The 16,833-nt window shown below is 41.7% G+C and carries 13 protein-coding genes and 1 CRISPR repeat array; of the genes, 8 read left to right on the forward strand and 5 right to left on the reverse strand.

What is annotated here, in order from left to right; all coding sequences use genetic code 11:
- The first annotated feature begins 809 nt into the window (after positions 1-809).
- Positions 810-3,023, forward strand: a complete 2,214-nt coding sequence (locus ACPZ3T_RS22680; RefSeq protein WP_490271714.1) for a protein phosphatase 2C domain-containing protein — start codon at positions 810-812, stop codon at positions 3,021-3,023.
- A gap of 260 nt (positions 3,024-3,283) precedes the next feature.
- Here ACPZ3T_RS22680 and ACPZ3T_RS22685 read toward each other — a convergent pair whose 3' ends face one another.
- On the reverse strand, positions 3,284-4,393 hold the full coding sequence (locus ACPZ3T_RS22685; protein ID WP_490271715.1) for an S-(hydroxymethyl)glutathione dehydrogenase/class III alcohol dehydrogenase: 1,110 nt from the start codon (positions 4,391-4,393) through the stop codon (positions 3,284-3,286).
- A gap of 112 nt (positions 4,394-4,505) precedes the next feature.
- On the opposite strand from ACPZ3T_RS22685, the gene ACPZ3T_RS22690 reads away from it, so the two are divergent.
- From ACPZ3T_RS22690 to ACPZ3T_RS22705, 4 genes are all read left to right on the forward strand, one after another.
- Positions 4,506-4,637, forward strand: coding sequence for a hypothetical protein (locus ACPZ3T_RS22690; protein ID WP_490271716.1), 132 nt, complete (start codon positions 4,506-4,508; stop codon positions 4,635-4,637).
- Positions 4,638-4,823: 186 nt separating this feature from the next.
- Entirely contained in the window at positions 4,824-6,107 is a 1,284-nt protein-coding gene (locus tag ACPZ3T_RS22695) for a valine--pyruvate transaminase (RefSeq protein ID WP_490271717.1), read from the forward strand.
- 272 nt (positions 6,108-6,379) lie between these two features.
- Entirely contained in the window at positions 6,380-7,039 is a 660-nt protein-coding gene (gene rimM / locus ACPZ3T_RS22700; protein WP_490271718.1) for a ribosome maturation factor RimM, read from the forward strand.
- Between the two features lie 98 nt (positions 7,040-7,137).
- Positions 7,138-7,305 carry a hypothetical protein gene (locus ACPZ3T_RS22705; RefSeq protein ID WP_490271719.1) on the forward strand — a complete coding sequence of 56 codons (168 nt, stop codon included), beginning with the start codon at positions 7,138-7,140 and terminating at the stop codon, positions 7,303-7,305.
- Here ACPZ3T_RS22705 and ACPZ3T_RS22710 read toward each other — a convergent pair.
- Positions 7,273-8,274, reverse strand: a complete 1,002-nt coding sequence (locus ACPZ3T_RS22710) for a serine/threonine protein kinase (RefSeq protein WP_490271720.1) — start codon at positions 8,272-8,274, stop codon at positions 7,273-7,275. The genes ACPZ3T_RS22705 and ACPZ3T_RS22710 overlap by 33 nt on opposite strands.
- 158 nt (positions 8,275-8,432) lie before the next feature.
- A CRISPR array of direct repeats spans positions 8,433-9,266; the repeat unit is 37 nt; unit sequence GTTTCCGTCCCCTTGCGGGGAAGAGGTGGTGTTTAAC.
- Between the two features lie 8 nt (positions 9,267-9,274).
- On the opposite strand from ACPZ3T_RS22710, the gene ACPZ3T_RS22715 reads away from it, so the two are divergent.
- Positions 9,275-9,571, forward strand: coding sequence for a hypothetical protein (locus ACPZ3T_RS22715; RefSeq protein WP_490271721.1), 297 nt, complete (start codon positions 9,275-9,277; stop codon positions 9,569-9,571).
- Between the two features lie 63 nt (positions 9,572-9,634).
- Here ACPZ3T_RS22715 and ACPZ3T_RS22720 read toward each other — a convergent pair whose 3' ends face one another.
- The 3 genes from ACPZ3T_RS22720 to ACPZ3T_RS22730 form a co-directional block, all read right to left on the reverse strand.
- The gene (locus ACPZ3T_RS22720) at positions 9,635-11,116 is read right to left on the reverse strand and encodes an SAM-dependent methyltransferase (RefSeq protein ID WP_490271722.1); all 1,482 of its coding nucleotides are present in this window, start codon (positions 11,114-11,116) and stop codon (positions 9,635-9,637) included.
- The gene (locus tag ACPZ3T_RS22725; protein WP_490271723.1) at positions 11,113-11,775 is read right to left on the reverse strand and encodes a type II restriction-modification system restriction endonuclease; all 663 of its coding nucleotides are present in this window, start codon (positions 11,773-11,775) and stop codon (positions 11,113-11,115) included. Before ACPZ3T_RS22725 ends, ACPZ3T_RS22720 begins: the two co-directional genes overlap by 4 nt.
- A 96-nt stretch (positions 11,776-11,871) precedes the next feature.
- Positions 11,872-12,195, reverse strand: a complete 324-nt coding sequence (locus tag ACPZ3T_RS22730) for a helix-turn-helix domain-containing protein (protein WP_490271724.1) — start codon at positions 12,193-12,195, stop codon at positions 11,872-11,874.
- A gap of 180 nt (positions 12,196-12,375) precedes the next feature.
- Between ACPZ3T_RS22730 and ACPZ3T_RS22735 the strand changes: the two genes are divergently transcribed.
- Entirely contained in the window at positions 12,376-13,764 is a 1,389-nt protein-coding gene (locus ACPZ3T_RS22735; RefSeq protein WP_490271725.1) for a 3' terminal RNA ribose 2'-O-methyltransferase Hen1, read from the forward strand.
- Between the two features lie 77 nt (positions 13,765-13,841).
- Positions 13,842-16,541 carry a polynucleotide kinase-phosphatase gene (locus tag ACPZ3T_RS22740; RefSeq protein ID WP_490271726.1) on the forward strand — a complete coding sequence of 900 codons (2,700 nt, stop codon included), beginning with the start codon at positions 13,842-13,844 and terminating at the stop codon, positions 16,539-16,541.
- Positions 16,542-16,833 lie beyond the last annotated feature (292 nt).

Consider the following 16,833-nt stretch of genomic DNA (forward strand, 5'->3'; position numbering starts at 1 on the left):
TTTCAAATCCTCAGATTGTTTAGTTGAGATCACCATAGTACAAAAATACCTGGCGGGGAAATTTGTTTATCTTAACAAGTTAAAATTTGTAAATTTTTTTATCAATAGGTTGCAGTTGATACCTAACTAACTGTTGTGATCAGAGTAGACCATCAATCATGTCTCTCAACTTAGACTTTGAAACTTTGTGAAGCCTATAAGCCGATAAATTAGGCATTACAGTGATTTAGCTGAGGTTTACTGCATTATAGGCTAACAAAACTTGGCAAAAAATAGACGTATGGGTGTTCATCCCAGCAAAATTGGGTAATTCAAACCAAAGATCAAAAATGAATCGACTCTAATTGTATACAGGTTAGTTACTGGAGAATTTCATCTACCCTAAGAGTCGCGCCCCACAGCTTACTCTCTTTTTCAACATAGATAATAATGTTGACATCAGACAGCGAACTTAATTCTTAATTAAAGTTCATAGCTGTGCAGCAAATTATAAACTAGAAAAATGCCTGCTGACTCACAAAGTCATATACTACTAGGAAACGGGACAAATGTAGTTGTAGTTATGCTTAAGGAACAGGGTGAAAGTCAGTGGCACTAGTAAATAGGAAGTTGCACAGGAATAAAAGCTATGATAAGGCTGTATGGTTGACAGAATAGTCTGCTGTTTGCATAGATTGTAAATTAAGTATTAGTATTTTCTGGTATCTACCAGCTACAATCATCATCCCAAGTTGGATACGTCCAATTGAAGAGAAATGAGCGGTTTATATTGTTGAACAAATTGCCAATCGCTGATCGGTGCGAACACTATGACAAATGATGCGGCAACGCTCCTCCACTGTCCAAATTGTCGGGCTACAAACTCCCTGACTAACAAGTTTTGCCAGCAATGCTCCACACCCTTACCACAACGTTACTTATGGGTGGGAGGAAATGGTCTAGGAGTGAGTCCTGGTGAATTATTAGCCGATCGCTATTTAATCATTAACAAACACGTTGTTTTCGATACAAACCCTGGTTTACCTCCCCAAGCACCAGAGTTAGATAATTCCACACCCCTAAGACCGTATCTGAGGCTAATTCCCTACCGTTTAAACGTTCCCCAGGTCTATGGAGTCGTAGAATTATTTGAAGGCAACAATCGTAGTGAAATCCTGCTTTTAGAAAAACCGCCCATAGTCGTCATTGATAGTACAGGGCAACAAGTCGGCTTGTCCAGCGAGTTAATTAATGCTTGGCCTCATGCTACATCGATGCGCCAACTTAACTGGTTATGGCAAATTGCCCAACTGTGGCAACCTTTAAAAAGTGAAGGTGTAGTCTCTAGCTTACTTCACTCATACTTGCTGCGGGTAGAAGGAACATTAGTCAAGTTATTGGAATTAAGTTTTGACCAAGGTACACCACCAGAATTACCAGAACTAGGTAAATTTTGGCAGCAATTATCCAGCACGGCTAAACCAGCTATTAGTAAGTTCGTTGAGCAAGTTAGTCATTCATTGATTACAGGGGAAATTCATTCACCAGAATTACTCATTGCCATTTTAGACCAAGGGTTAAGAGATTTAGGCCAAAGCCAAACACCCACCATTGAAATTATCACCAAAACAGATACCGGTCTGCGACGGGAAAGAAATGAAGATGCTTGTTTTCCTCCCAGTGGCACACCCTTAAAGAAACCACCTCATCCTCATCCTTTAGCAATTGTTTGTGACGGTATCGGTGGGCATGAGGGAGGAAATGTAGCTTCTAATTTAGCGATAGAAACTATCCAGCAGCACTTACAGGAACTGACAAGAATACCTTCAGAGCATATAGATCCTGGCATTGTGCTGGCTGATTTAGAAAGATTCGTAGGCATTGCTAATGACAAAATTAGTCAGCGCAATGATAGCGAAAATCGCCAAGGCAGAAAACGCATGGGGACAACCTTGGTGATGGCTCTCCCGATTGGTCATGAAATGTACATTACTCATGTAGGTGATAGTCGAGCTTACTGGATTACCAGCAAAGGTTGTTATCAAATTACCCTAGATGATGATGTGGCTTCACGGGAAGTTAGATTAGGCTACGCTATTTATCGGGATGCTGTACAGCAAACTGGTGCAGGTTCTCTGGTACAGGCTTTAGGAATGAGTCCTAGCACTTCTTTACATCCCACAGCACAGAGATTTATTTGTGATGAAGACTCGGTATTTCTCCTGACATCCGATGGCTTGAGTGATTTTGATCGGGTGGAAGAATACTGGGAAAAAGAGATTTGGCCTATTCTCCAGGGAGGCAAGAATTTAGTAGATGTTGGCGATCGCCTCATAGAGATTGCCAACACCAAAAATGGACATGATAATGTCACTGTTGCCCTAGTACACTATCAAGTCAAATACACTGAACCACCCTCCCCTATTAATCTAGTCATGCCTGAGAGTGGGAGCATTCCACCAGTAAATGCGCCTGCACGACCAACATCATCAACATTACTAGAAGAAACCAACCCAGCACAACCGACAAAAGTCCTGCGTCAAAAAACTAACTTTAGAAATCTACCATTAAATTTAATCGCTCCCATAGTATTAGCGATCGCAGTTGGTGCATTAGGCTTCTGGGTGAAGTTCATCCTGGAAACCAGAAGTAACCCTGCTGGTGTAAACTCACCTCCGTTGATTACAAATTCACCAGAAACTCCGGCAATAGAGAATAGTCAATCAATTGCTAACCTCAACAGTGGATGGATAATTAAAATCAACAATCCAATTCCTGTGGCAAAGAACATAGATTTACCTCCAGGTGAGTCCTTAGATTTACCTAAAGGCGCATCTTTAAAAGTGTTGACACGAGAAAATAATAATGTGTCTTTCTCTGTGTGTCAGAATCCAAACCCATCCAAGCCATTACCCCCAAAACTCACATTTGAACTATCAGAACTAGAAAGCTGGAAAGCAAGCAGGAAACTAGAGGTATTGCCGCCCAATGATCAAATTGCGTGTACCCCACCTGCTACAGAAGCTAAACCCAACAACAATTAATTTTTACAATCAATCTTTTTTGTCTTAGCCATTCGCCGCCAGCTAGTAGGTTGGGTTGACGCAAGGAAACCCAACATCATTGATTTAACGCAAAGGAGCGCGTAGGTTTACGCAGAGAGAAGTCTGAGCGGAGGCTTCCTCCGATGGCTTCGCCAACGCCAAGGGCGAACAGAACTTCGGTAGGGGCGCGAAGGTTTCATGAAAGCTTTGCGTTTTCTAGGACAAAATTTCGGGAAAATCAAAACTTTTATTTCCTCGTTCTAAAATGTCACTACACTGCGAATTGATTCACCTTTGTGCATTAAATCAAACGCGTCATTAATCTGCTCAATGGGCATAACATGAGTAATTAAATCATCAATATTAATCTTGCCGTCCATATACCAATCAACAATTTTCGGCACATCTGTACGCCCTCTTGCACCACCAAAAGCCGAACCTTTCCAGACTCTTCCTGTTACTAATTGAAACGGACGGGTGCTAATTTCTTGCCCTGCGCCAGCTACACCAATAATTACACTTACACCCCAACCTTTATGACAGCATTCTAATGCTTGACGCATAACTTTGACGTTGCCGATACATTCAAAACTATAATCAGCACCACCTTTAGTTAAATCTACTAAGTAACTAACTAAATCACCCTCTACTTCCTTGGGGTTGACAAAATGTGTCATGCCAAATTTTTCTGCCAAGGCGCGTTTATTGGGATTAATATCTACCCCTACAATCATATTCGCTCCCACCATCCGCGCCCCTTGGATGACGTTTAAACCAATACCCCCTAAACCAAAAACTACTACATTCGCTCCTGGTTCTACTTTAGCTGTATAAATCACCGCACCTATACCAGTGGTTACACCGCAACCGATATAACAAACCTTATCAAAAGGCGCGTCTTCCCGAATCTTGGCCACGGCTATTTCTGGCAACACCGTATAGTTAGCAAAGGTAGAAGTCCCCATGTAGTGATGTATCATTTTTCCATCAATACTAAAGCGACTAGTACCATTAGGCATTACCCCGCGCCCTTGGGTAGCACGAATTGCTTGACAGAGATTAGTTTTAAAGCTGAGACAATATGCACATTGGCGACATTCGGGAGTGTACAGGGGTATGACATGATCTCCTGGCTTGACACTAGTTACACCTGCACCCACTTCTACAACTACACCAGCCCCTTCATGTCCCAAAATAGCGGGAAATAAACCTTCAGGATCATCACCAGACAGGGTAAACGCGTCAGTGTGACAGACACCACTAGCTTTAATTTCCACTAAAACTTCCCCAGTTTGTGGCCCTTCTAGTTGGACAGTTTCAATAGTTAACGGCTTACCCGCACCATAAGCTACTGCTGCTTTAACTTCCACTAGTTAGCCCTCCCATGAATTAATTCAAAATTCAAAATTCAAAATTCAAAAAGCTGATCCTAATGAGTATGCTAATGGGAAACACTGATAAATTAAAGTAATTGTTGGGAATATGAAAAACTCCACCCACAAGGGGATGGTGTTTTTGGGCATTGGGAATTGGGCATGGGAAAGAACATACCAATGCCCTATGCCCCATGCGGCGGGGCCACAAGGGGATGGAGTTTCCCGCCGCTTTCAATGAATATATATCTTAGGATGGTTACGAGTTTTTTGATAGTCTGTATGTCATTTAACTATAAAATTGCATTTTTGGGAGAGATTGGTACATTAGTTACAGGCGGTAAACTGGAAAAATGATATCTATCTGCCGCATTATTTAAGTTATATTGTCGTCAACCCTTCACTTACCTTTACTTTTGCACAGCTTATGAACCCTGCCCTAACTAAAATTGGCACTCAAATGTCTAACCTCACAGGTGTCCGAGCGATTATGAAGGACATTAACGAAACGCTAAGAGCTAATCGAGGGCAGGAGTTAATTAATTTGAGTGCGGGCAACCCGTTGATTTTACCAGAGGTAGAACAGTTGTGGCGGGATTGTACAGCAGAACTGTTGGCTAGTTCTGAATATGGAGAGGTGGTTTGCCGTTACGGTTCGAGTCAAGGCTATGCACCATTAATTGAAGCGATCGCTAATGACTTTAACAACCGCTACGGTTTAAACTTAACTGAGCGCAATATTTTGCTTACCCCCGGTAGTCAAAGTCTCTACTTCTACGCTGCTAATTCTTTCGGTGGCTACGCTAGCAATGGGGAACTCAAGCAAATAGTTTTACCCCTCAGTCCAGATTACACAGGTTATGGTGGTGTTTGTTTGTTCCCAGAAGCATTAGTGGCTTACAAACCCACTCTGGATATTGACACAGCTAACCACAAGTTTAAATATCGCCCTGATTTTAACCAGTTATCGGTGACAGACAACACCGGTTGTATTATCTTCTCTCGTCCCTGTAACCCTACAGGTAACGTCATGACAGAAGACGAGGTGAAGAAAATTGCGGCTTTAGCTGCTTCCTATGATGTGCCGGTGTTAATTGATTCTGCTTATGCGCCACCTTTCCCAGCATTAAACTTTACAGAGATGCAGCCAGTATTTGGCGACAATATTATTCACTGTATGAGTTTATCGAAAGCTGGATTACCAGGAGAACGCATCGGTGTTGCCATAGGTGACGAAAAATGGATACACGTTTTAGAGTGTTTCCAGACAAATTTGTGTATTCATCCGTCACGTTATGGACAAGCGATCGCAGCTCGTGCTATCAACTCCGGTAGTCTAGTGCAAATCTCTGAAACTGTAATTCGTCCCTTCTACCAACAAAAGTTTACAGTTTTGGAAGATACTTTAACTAGTTCCATGCCCAATGACTTACCTTGGTTCTTACATCGTGGCGAAGGAGCAATCTTTGCTTGGTTGTGGTTAAAAGATTTACCCATCACTGACTGGGAATTTTATCAAGAACTGAAAAAAGTCGGTGTAATTGTCGTTCCTGGTAGTACATTCTTCCCTGGCTTAAAAGAAGAATGGCAACACAAACACCAATGTTTACGTATTAGCCTCACCGGTAGCAATGACGAAATTGCTTTAGGAATGCAGCGTTTAGCTAAAGTCGCAGAGCAAGTTTATCAAAGTGCGGCGGTTAGTGCTTAGTAATTCGTAATTCGTAATTCGTAATTCGTAATTTCTTTTTAGAGACGGCGATTTATCGCCTCTCTATCTAAGATTTATCGGAAAAAGATAGGTTCAAAACCTCGCCCCTGGCGGGCGAAAAAATCCTTTTTTCCCGAGGTAGGTAAAAACCCCACCCCTTGTGGGTGGCTGAATTAATTGCGAATTGCGTTAGCGAAAGCGGGGCGTTTAGCCCATTGCGAATTGCGAATTGGTTTTATAATCCGTTTGACATAGTAGTTGAGTTAATGGTAGTGAACCGCGAACAAACACAAGAGAAGAATGGAAGACGGAAAGCAGGGAAGAAAGAAAAACCCAGTCGCCAGTCGCCAGTCGCCAGTCGCCAGTCCCCCAACCTTGATGATTGGATAGAAATTGGTAAAATCGTTGCACCGCAAGGTTTAGCTGGGGAATTGCGGGTGTATCCTGAAACTGATTTTCCAGAACGGTTTGAGGAGTCGGGGACACGTTGGTTATTACGCCCAGGGGAGAAAGAACCCCAACCTATTGAATTATTAGCGGGGCGTTATGTGGAAGGGAAAAACTTATATATCATTCAATTGGCTGGGGTAGAAAATCGCAACCAAGCCGAGGAATTACGTAATTGTAGATTATTTGTCCCCATTAGCGATCGCCCCCAATTAGGCGAAGATGAATATCATGTCCTCGATTTAATTGGCATAGAAGTTTTTCTCCAAGACTCCGGGGAACTGGTGGGTACAGTAGTTGACGTGATTCCGGCTGGTCATGATTTACTAGAAGTGCAGTTAATAACCTCACCTGATAGCGAGAAAAAACCCCAGAAAGTTTTAATTCCCTTTGTAACAGCGATCGCACCTATAGTAGATATACCATCACGTCGCATTGAAATCACTCCCCCGGCTGGTTTGTTGGAACTAGCGACTGGGGGTTAGGGAGTGGGGAGTGGGGGCAGGGGGCAGGGAGCAGGGAGCAGGGAGCAGGGGGAGACAAGGTAGACAAGGTAGAATTTTTATCTAATGCCCAATGCCCAATGCCCAATGCCCCATGCCCAATGCCCCATGCCCCATGCCCAATGCCCAATGCCCCATGCCCAATGCCCAATGCCCCATGCCCAATGCCCAATGCCCCATGCCCAATGCCCAATGCCCCATGCCCCATACCAATATCACTCATTTTGTTTCTGCACTGGGTGGGCTGAACTATCCTGTTGTGACATCACTAATGTAATTCCGGCTACTGCTAATAACCCAATAATTGCTAGTCCTAGGATGGTGGTGTGTCTTTTTAATCTTAGGGATGCCATCCGGGTTTGTAGGATATTAGTAGCACCTGTAACTTGGATGGGTTGTAATGCAGTCAATGCAGCATTAGCATTGGGGTAACGATATTGCCATTTGGGTTCTACCATTTTTTTTAACCAGCAAACAAATCTGGCATTGACTGCCGGAAATTGTTGTAAGTCGAAGCGGTAGTTACCTGCAAATAATTGACTAATATTGACAGCATGGGCTTTAGCTAGTAAGTAAATTAGGGTTGAACCTAAACTATACAAGTCTGAAGCTGGGGTAAGAGTTTGGCCTAAGTGTTCCTCTGGTGGCATAAAACCAGGAGTTCCGTTTGCCAAACTGCTCAGAGCCATTTTTTCACCCTGTATATGTGCCAAATCAAAATCTACTAGGTAAGCATTTAATTGTTCATCAACTAAAATATTTTCTGGTTTAATGTCTCGATGAATAATTGGCTCAACTTGCTGCTGTAAGTACACCAAAATTTCTAAAACTGACACCCCTATTTTCTTAATTGCTTCTGGATGCCATTTTTGTACTGAACCCAATGAAGGAGCGTTTTTGTACTCCTGCACTATGTAAAAACCTGTAGATGTAGTAAAAGAATCTATATAGCGGGGGATGCGGGGATGATTTAGTTTTTGCAATATTTGCATTTCCCGTTGATAAGGTGTTACACCCCACCAATCTGCACTTGTATGGGAAAGGCTAAACTTTTTAATAACTACCTGTTGTTGAGAGTGACGGATACAAGCAAGATAAGTGATGCGTCCTCCTTGTTCGTTGCGTCCTAATTCTTTAATAACTTGATATCCCAAAGCCGAAAAATCTGGATACTGAACTAAGGGGATTTTCCCTTGATGACGCACATCAAGCTCCATGAAACACCACCTGAGTTTGATTTTATCAAGGTGCAATCAACAGATTATAAATTCTTACCCAAATTATTTCCTGCCATTATGCCTTGTACCCTACTACTGTGTCTACCTTGTCTCCCTTTTCCCCCCTGCCTTTGATTCTTCTGTTGGAATTACTGATAGTTTTCGTCCCCTTGCGGGGAAGAGGTGGTGTTTAACAAGGGGGTTTTCTTTGGGTTTCTTCTCAGAAATCTAAAGTTTCCGTCCCCTTGCGGGGAAGAGGTGGTGTTTAACCTACTAATCCAGAATTTGCTATCTGAGTTCTACATATGTTTCCGTCCCCTTGCGGGGAAGAGGTGGTGTTTAACTCCAAGTCTCAAGAAGAAGTAGGAGGTGGACTAGCAGCTAAAGTTTCCGTCCCCTTGCGGGGAAGAGGTGGTGTTTAACAAACACAAATCTGTCTAAAAAGCAGCTAATTAACCTAGCCAGTTTCCGTCCCCTTGCGGGGAAGAGGTGGTGTTTAACCAGGATAGTAATCTAATTGAATTACCCCTTCTTGTAATTGGAGTTTCCGTCCCCTTGCGGGGAAGAGGTGGTGTTTAACTTTACTCAAGAAACTCTTTTGATTGACTCCGGGGGCATCCACGGTTTCCGTCCCCTTGCGGGGAAGAGGTGGTGTTTAACTAGAATCCCAAATGTGCAACAATGAATGGGAATCTATTAAGTTTCCGTCCCCTTGCGGGGAAGAGGTGGTGTTTAACTTGCAATCCCCAGATTTCTTTAGAGGAGATAGTAGTTGATGAATCTAAAGTTTCCGTCCCCTTGCGGGGAAGAGGTGGTGTTTAACGAAACTTCATTGATGTATTTATCCCACCACTGGGTATCACCAGTAAGTTTCCGTCCCCTTGCGGGGAAGAGGTGGTGTTTAACATATAAACAGCTTATCTAGTCGTTACCAAGAGCGCATTTTAGGTACAAGGTTTCCGTCCCCTTGCGGGGAAGAGGTGGTGTTTAACCCTACCCTTTGGAAACTATTGATATATTTGGTTTTCAAGGTTCAGTTGCGCCGAGGTACGGAGATAGAGATGTGACCTACAGCGTCAGTACAAAAATCCAAAAGCTTTTTTCGTTAAAAATCAGCTTTATAGATAATCTAAACGAAAAAGCTCGAGGAGTCAAGGCAAAAAAACAAACTTTTCTTTTATTAACACAACTTTACTCACCCTTACTTGCTATAAATCGACGCGACAAAGTTGCAGCTAACTTTACATTCCGTTACAAACCGCCAAATACTAGCAAAATCATCAACTCCAGCCTGTAAACCCCCGCCAAAAACCAGACGTTAAACTTTACAAAACTAAATAATCTAGTGGTTGATTACCTCTCAAACTATCTTCATTTGAGTGTAGCGATCTGCGATCGCACCATTATTCCATCTCTGTGCTAATGATGACAGATTGAGACTGTTCAATATACTAGATTTTATTGGTCGTTTTTCGTCCCAAAAAATCAGTGAAGAATAAAAGTCAGATGCTAAAGTAGAAGTTAAAAGCATAAAAGCTTGAGAAGCGGTTTGCTGATCTTCAAAGGCTAGGAAATAAACAGTATCATCAAAAACCGCAGGCTTACCGTTAATCATGCCAATCATTTGGAAGTTAAGTTTTTTATATAATCCACAAATCGCTATTTTCCAAGGTAAAAATGTATAGCTTCCGACTCCGAATATAGAAAATCTGGGATTATTGTGATATATTTTGCTTTTTCTGGCATCTAAATAATGGGCATGAGATTCTAGATAATTCCAAGTTTTAGGTGCGGAGTTTCTAATATATTCAGTTGACTCACCAATAAATTTCTGAGTCACCAAAACATATTTATGATTAAATTTAGTTCGACCTTGGGCAACATCAGAACCTTTAAGTAAAGGAAAAATATAGGTTTCTTCTATATCAACTATTTCCCCTAAGCCATTTATATAGGTATCATTAACTTTAACTAGCTCCATCACATCTGAGCAATCGTGTTTAATACCAGAACGCCACTTTTCTCCAGCTTTGGGATTATATAAATCTTTTAGTTTATCAAAAGTCAATATATCTTTAACCAGAATCTTGTCTTTATATCCTATGCGGTGATAAATTTTATCGTCAATATCATTAAATACATCACAAAAATAATTGTGTGCATTTAAATTAAATTTGCATAATAATAAACAAGCATCAACATTTGCACCGAAATATTTTTTTGCATCTATTTTGTATGTTGCACAGTATTCTAGAGAGATGTTTTGAGCATGAAGATAATTTAGCAATTTTCTGGCAACAGAAGTTTTACACAACATAGCAAGATAACCATGACGCTGGTGTAAATATTGAGCTATGCGGATGAGCATCCATTCAGAAATATCAAAATTACTCTTGCCTGTAATTGCATCTAAGCCATTGTGCTTTTGAAAATTACTTTTTAATGGTAAATTGCCGCCATGAATTACACCTTGCTGTGAGTTAGTTACCCAAGGTAAATTACCTATTAATAATATATTTTCATTATTTTCTTTGAATAATGATGACAAATCAAATTGAAAAAAGTCTCCTTGTTCAACTTGGATTCTCTTATCCTCTAAAAGCAACTTATCATTTTTAATTGCATTGATATAATCTTGATTAATTTCAATTCCAATAATTTCCTTTGCAGATTGAAAAACTTGTGCAGAGGCTTTAATGAAGTTACCCACTCCACAAGTTGGCTCAATAATTATGTCAGGTTTAATATCTAGTTCAACTAGTTTATAACAAATTGTTTTAGCTAAATCTATAGGTGTTTGAAAATCACCATATTCTATTTTTGACTTTAAACCTTGATTCATGAAATCAACCTATAAACAGCCACTACACCATCATCTTTTCCAGCACGCTCAATCACTCTGCTATATTGCAATCTCCATTGTAAAGCATTAGAAATAGTTAATAATCCCTGAAGTGGTGGATTAGTGAGTATTTCGTCTGCGATATTTCCGGCTTCAATTTCATCAACAGGCAGATTTCTATCTAGCATAAAAGCGATGAGATCATCTCTGTTACCTTCATTAGCTAAGATATTTTGAATACCACGGGTCATTTGAAAATCTGCTGTCCTTTCGGCACTAACATAAATAGTATGTAGAATACTCAAAGTTGCAGTGCGATTATCACTATTATCTGTTTTGTCATAAACAAAAATCATGAGTGAGTAACCAAGACCAAAAATCTTCTGTCGTGCTGATTTAAAAGGACAAGAAGATTGTGGTTGTTTAATACTAGTTACTTTCACATCAACTAATAACCCTGGAAAATCTATACCACTGGCGGAATTACCTTGCAGAAACTCATATTTCTCTTTTAGGTAAAGCTTAAACTTTTGCTCTAGGTATGTTCCAACTGCTTTACCATCTGTCACACCATAAAGCAGGGGTTCTGAGTGCTGAGACTCTGCGGCTGAAAATATTGCTGCTTCTAAGCATAGAGCTTCTACGGTCAGAGTGGGCATAGATATAAGTCAAAATTGCGTCAAGTATCATACCCCAATCTTTTATGCTATGTACAGCAATAGTAAGATAAAAGCGATCGCGCCTGTCAAATACTTTCAAATCGTAATTACCCGTGTTTGTGCTTGCGATTCAGACTTAGTTTTCACTACAATTTCTACATCCCGACCTAAAGCATTTAAGAAGCGGAATAGTCTTTCTGTAGAAAAGCCTGATAACTTGCCGTTGATGAGTGCAGATACTTTTGGCTGGTCGATTCCTAATAATTCTGCGGCTTCAATTTGCGTCATCTTTTGCTGTATGATGATGCTGCTAATCTTACGAGCAAGTTCTGCTTTCATCAGTAATTCGTCAGAATTTGCTAGACCTAAATCAGCAAAAACATTGCCACTACTTGCTTGCACTTGAATTTCCTGAGTCATTTTTTTCGTCCTTTTGCTGCTGTTTGTAGTTCACTGCGTAATGCTCTTTTGCTCGCTTCAGTCTTGTTTATATACGCATTTTAGTTATACTATCCAGTTAAATGATGAGTGACGAATTTTCCGTAATCGCTTACGCTAAAGCGGTATTTATTAACTATTCGCATATTTCCAGACTAGTGAATGCTGCTGACTATCACCACCACTTACTCCCCAGCGACGGAGTTAGGCTACTTACTCCATAAACACCCAGAGCGTTGTCAGTCCTTTGCGCTGAGTTTTGGACAGGCGCACGTATTTTACCCGGAAGCAAATAGCGATCGCTGTACGGCGGCGTTGTTATTAGATGTTGACCCGGTAAAATTGGTACGGGGGAGGAGTGCAAGTTTAGAACAGTATGTGAATGATCGCCCTTATGTGGCATCATCTTTTATGAGTGTAGCGATCGCACAAGTATTCAGCACGGCTTTGGGTGGACGCAGTAAAGATAGACCAGAATTAGCCCAAACTCCTATACCTTTGTTAGTCAAAATATCTGTATTACCCTGTCGTGGTGGTGAAGGTTTCTTAAGAGAATTGTTTGAGCCTTTGGGTTACACTGTCAAAGCTACAGGTCATCTTTTAGATGAAAAATTCCCAGAGTGGGGAGAGAGTAAATATTTCACTGTGGAATTACAAAATACTCTCACAGTCAGCGATTTATTAAGTCATCTCTATGTTTTAATTCCCGTACTGGATGATGATAAACATTATTGGGTGGGGGAAGAAGAAATTGAGAAATTATTACGTCACGGTGAGGGTTGGTTGTCACAACATCCAGCTAAGGAACAAATCACTAGACGTTATTTAAAACGTCAACATCGTTTGACGCGTCAAGCTTTAGCACAGTTAGTAGAAGAAGATAATCCTGATCCTGATAGTACAGAAGAAACTCACGCTGAGGAAGAGGCGGCGGTAGAAAAGCCAATTAGTTTAAATCAGCAGCGTATCAATGCGGTAGTTACTGCTTTGAAAGAACGTAATGCTAGGCGTATAATTGATTTAGGTTGTGGTCAAGGAAATTTATTAAAATTGCTCTTGAAAGATGGATTTTTTGAGCAAGTTACAGGTGTGGATGTTTCCTATAGGTCGTTAGAAATTGCTCAAGAAAGGTTAGATAGATTAAGACTTCCCCGCAATCAGTGGGAAAGATTACAATTAATTCAGAGCGCATTGACTTATCAAGATAAACGCTTTTCTGGTTACGATGCGGCGACTGTCATTGAGGTAATTGAGCATTTGGATTTACCGCGTTTGGGGTCATTTGAGCGAGTTTTGTTTGAGTTCGCTAAACCCAAGACGGTGATAGTAACAACGCCAAATATTGAATATAATGTGAAATTTGAAACTCTGCCTGCGGGGAAATTGCGACATAAAGACCATCGTTTTGAATGGACGCGATCGCAGTTTCAAAATTGGGCTAATAAGATAGTAGCAAAGTTTGGTTATGCGGTGCGGTTTGAAGCTATAGGAGAGGTGGATTCAATAGTTGGTTCACCTACTCAAATGGCTGTGTTTAGTGATAATTTTTAATGGCTCACGCAGAGGCGCAGAGGCGCAGAGAGAGATGAAGAGAGAAACTATTGACTATTGACTATTGACTATTGACTATGAAAATTACTATTCCTGAGTTATCTTTGGTGGTTTTGATTGGTGCTTCTGGTGCGGGGAAATCGACTTTTGCACGTCAGCATTTTCAGGGTTTTGAGGTGTTGTCTTCTGATTTTTGTCGGGGGTTGGTTTCTAATGATGAAAATAATCAGTCGGCTTCTGGGGATGCTTTTGATGTGCTGCATTATATTGCAGCTAAACGGTTAGCCGCAGGTAGGTTGACTGTGATTGATGCTACTAATGTGCAGGGGGAAGACCGTAAGGTTTTACTGCAAATGGCGAAACAATATCATTGTTTTGCTGTGGCGATAGTTTTTGATTTACCAGAAGCATTATGTCATGAAAGAAATCAAAAAAGAAGCGATCGCAATTTCGGTTCTCATGTTGTGCGTCGTCACACTCAAATGTTACGGCGTTCTCTGCACAGTTTAGAAAAGGAGGGTTTCCGCTACGTCTATACGCTGAAATCTGTTGAGGAAATCGCATCTGTCGAAATCGAAATTCAACCTTTATGGAATAACAAAAAACACGAACACGGCCCCTTTGATATCATCGGTGATATTCATGGTTGTTGTGATGAATTAGAAGCGTTACTACAACAGTTAGGCTACGTGAGGAGACAGGAGGGCAGGGAGCAGGGGGGCAGGGAGCAGGGGGGCAGGGAGCAAGGGAGACAAGGAAGCACAGGAGATTTAACCCCAATACCCAATCCCCAATACCCAATCCCCAATCCCCAATACCCAATCCCCAGTCCCCAGTCCTTCTGGAATTTCCCCACCTATTATCACCCAGAAGGACGTAAGGCTGTATTTCTCGGTGATTTGGTTGACCGTGGCCCCCGCATTTTGGATACAGTTAAGTTAGTGCGGAATATGGTTGCAGCCGGGACAGGTTTGTGTGTTTGTGGTAATCATGAACACAAGTTTTTGCGGAAATTACGAGGTAAAAATGTCAAGATAACTCATGGTTTACAGCAAAGCGTTGATGAAATTGAAGCCTTACCTGATGCGGTGCGTGAACCTTTTAGCCAAGAACTGGCGAAATTTTTAGATTCTCTCATCAGTCATTATGTCTTGGATGATGGACGCTTGGTGGTGGCTCACGCTGGGATGAAAGCGGAAATGCAAGGACGCGGTTCTGGTGCGGTGCGGGAATTTGCTATGTATGGGGAAACGACAGGTGAGATTGATGAGTTTGGTTTGCCTGTGCGTTACAATTGGGCGGGAGATTATCGGGGGGAGGCTATGGTAGTCTATGGACATACCCCTGTACCGGAAGCGGAATGGTTGAATAATACGATTGATATTGATACAGGTTGTGTTTATGGTGGGAAATTAACCGCTTTACGCTATCCTGAACAAGAATTGGTGAGTGTAGCGGCGGCGCGTGTTTACCGTGAATCAAAAAAACCTTTGGGATACAATAGCGTCACTCGGACAGCACAGCAAGAATTAGATGATGTGCTGAATATTGAGGATGTGTTGGGTAAGCGGATTATTAATACCCAACTACAGTCGAATATTACCATTCGGGCAGAAAATGCGATCGCAGCTTTAGAAATCATGAGTCGGTTTGCAGCTAACCCCAAATGGTTGATTTATCTACCGCCTACCATGTCCCCACCGGAGACATCTTCCATCCCTGGTTACTTGGAACACCCCACCCAAGCCTTCGCCTACTACCAAAACCAAGGAATTACAGAGGTTATCTGTGAAGAAAAACACATGGGTTCACGGGTAATTGTGGTGGTTTGTCGAGATATTGCCGCCGCCGAAAAAAGATTTGGGGTAGTAGATGAAGGCATGGGAATTTGCTACACCCGTACCGGAAGACGCTTTTTTGATGACTTAGAATTAGAAGCGCGAGTCTTAGCAAGGGTAAATCATGCTTTAACTGCAAGTAACTTTTGGGAACAGTTTAATACAGATTGGGTGTGTTTAGACTGTGAATTAATGCCCTGGTCAGCTAAAGCTCAAGGTTTACTACGGGGACAATACGCGCCTGTGGGAGTTGCATCACACCTCGCTTTAAATGATGCCGTAACTTTATTAAAACAGGCTAATACTCGCAATTTAGATGTCACTACCCTACTCACGCACTACCAAGAACGCGCAGAGATGGCGAGTCAGTATGTCACTGCTTACCGTCGCTATTGTTGGCAAGTTGACGATATTGCAGATTTAAAAGTTGCACCCTTCCATATTCTAGCCACTGAGGGACAAGTTCACACCGATAAAGACCATCGTTGGCACATGGAACAAGCCGCCAAAATCTCTGACTCAGACCCCGCTTTACTTCTAGCTACTAATTACAAAGTCATTGATTTAACAGACCCCAGTAGCCAAGCTGAGGGGGTGCATTGGTGGTCAGAAATGACACAAGCCGGGGGTGAGGGGATGGTAGTTAAACCTATGCAATTCATCGTTAAAGGTAGTCGGGGAATTATCCAGCCTGCGGTGAAATGTCGCGGACAGGAATATCTGCGAATTATCTACGGGGCTGAATATTCAGCCGTGGATAATTTGCAACGTCTGCGTCAACGGGGTTTATCTCTGAAACGTTCCCTAGCTATGCGCGAATTTGCTTTAGGTGTGGAAGCATTGGAGAGATTTGTGAGTCATGCGCCTTTACGCCGTGTCCATGAATGTGTGTTCGGGATTCTAGCATTGGAAAGCGAACCTGTAGATCCTAGGCTATAAATCAATACGGTTCAGTTAAGAAGAAATGTAGAAATGTAGGTTGGGTAGAGCGATAGCGAAACCCAACAAAAGCCTGTAGATGTTGGGTCTACTACTTCTCTCAATATACAAGGTTGGGTTAAGCGCAGCGCAACCCAACATTGATCTCGAAAACTCACTCAACATAGATGTTGTTGTTGGGTTTCCTTGCGTCAACCCAACCTACACTAGTAGCCCTAACTGAACGGTATTGGGCTATAAATGAGATGATTTGATCATTGACAAAATCCCATCAACTCAATTTCATTGTGAT

The sequence above is a fragment of the Aliinostoc maniaoense genome (genome assembly GCF_058172895.1).

Excerpts from the sequence above, each read along its gene's own strand:
- ACPZ3T_RS22740 (WP_490271726.1), top strand. The coding sequence starts at position 13,842 with ATGAAAATTACTATTCCTGAGTTATCTTTGGTGGTTTTGATTGGTGCT.
- ACPZ3T_RS22720 (WP_490271722.1), bottom strand. The coding sequence starts at position 11,116 with ATGAATCAAGGTTTAAAGTCAAAAATAGAATATGGTGATTTTCAAACA.
- ACPZ3T_RS22730 (WP_490271724.1), bottom strand. The coding sequence starts at position 12,195 with ATGACTCAGGAAATTCAAGTGCAAGCAAGTAGTGGCAATGTTTTTGCT.
- ACPZ3T_RS22690 (WP_490271716.1), top strand. The coding sequence starts at position 4,506 with ATGAAAAACTCCACCCACAAGGGGATGGTGTTTTTGGGCATTGGGAAT.
- ACPZ3T_RS22710 (WP_490271720.1), bottom strand. The coding sequence starts at position 8,274 with ATGGAGCTTGATGTGCGTCATCAAGGGAAAATCCCCTTAGTTCAGTAT.
- ACPZ3T_RS22695 (WP_490271717.1), top strand. The coding sequence starts at position 4,824 with ATGAACCCTGCCCTAACTAAAATTGGCACTCAAATGTCTAACCTCACA.
- ACPZ3T_RS22705 (WP_490271719.1), top strand. The coding sequence starts at position 7,138 with ATGCCCAATGCCCCATGCCCAATGCCCCATGCCCCATGCCCAATGCCC.
- ACPZ3T_RS22725 (WP_490271723.1), bottom strand. The coding sequence starts at position 11,775 with ATGCCCACTCTGACCGTAGAAGCTCTATGCTTAGAAGCAGCAATATTT.
- ACPZ3T_RS22735 (WP_490271725.1), top strand. The coding sequence starts at position 12,376 with ATGCTGCTGACTATCACCACCACTTACTCCCCAGCGACGGAGTTAGGC.
- ACPZ3T_RS22680 (WP_490271714.1), top strand. The coding sequence starts at position 810 with ATGACAAATGATGCGGCAACGCTCCTCCACTGTCCAAATTGTCGGGCT.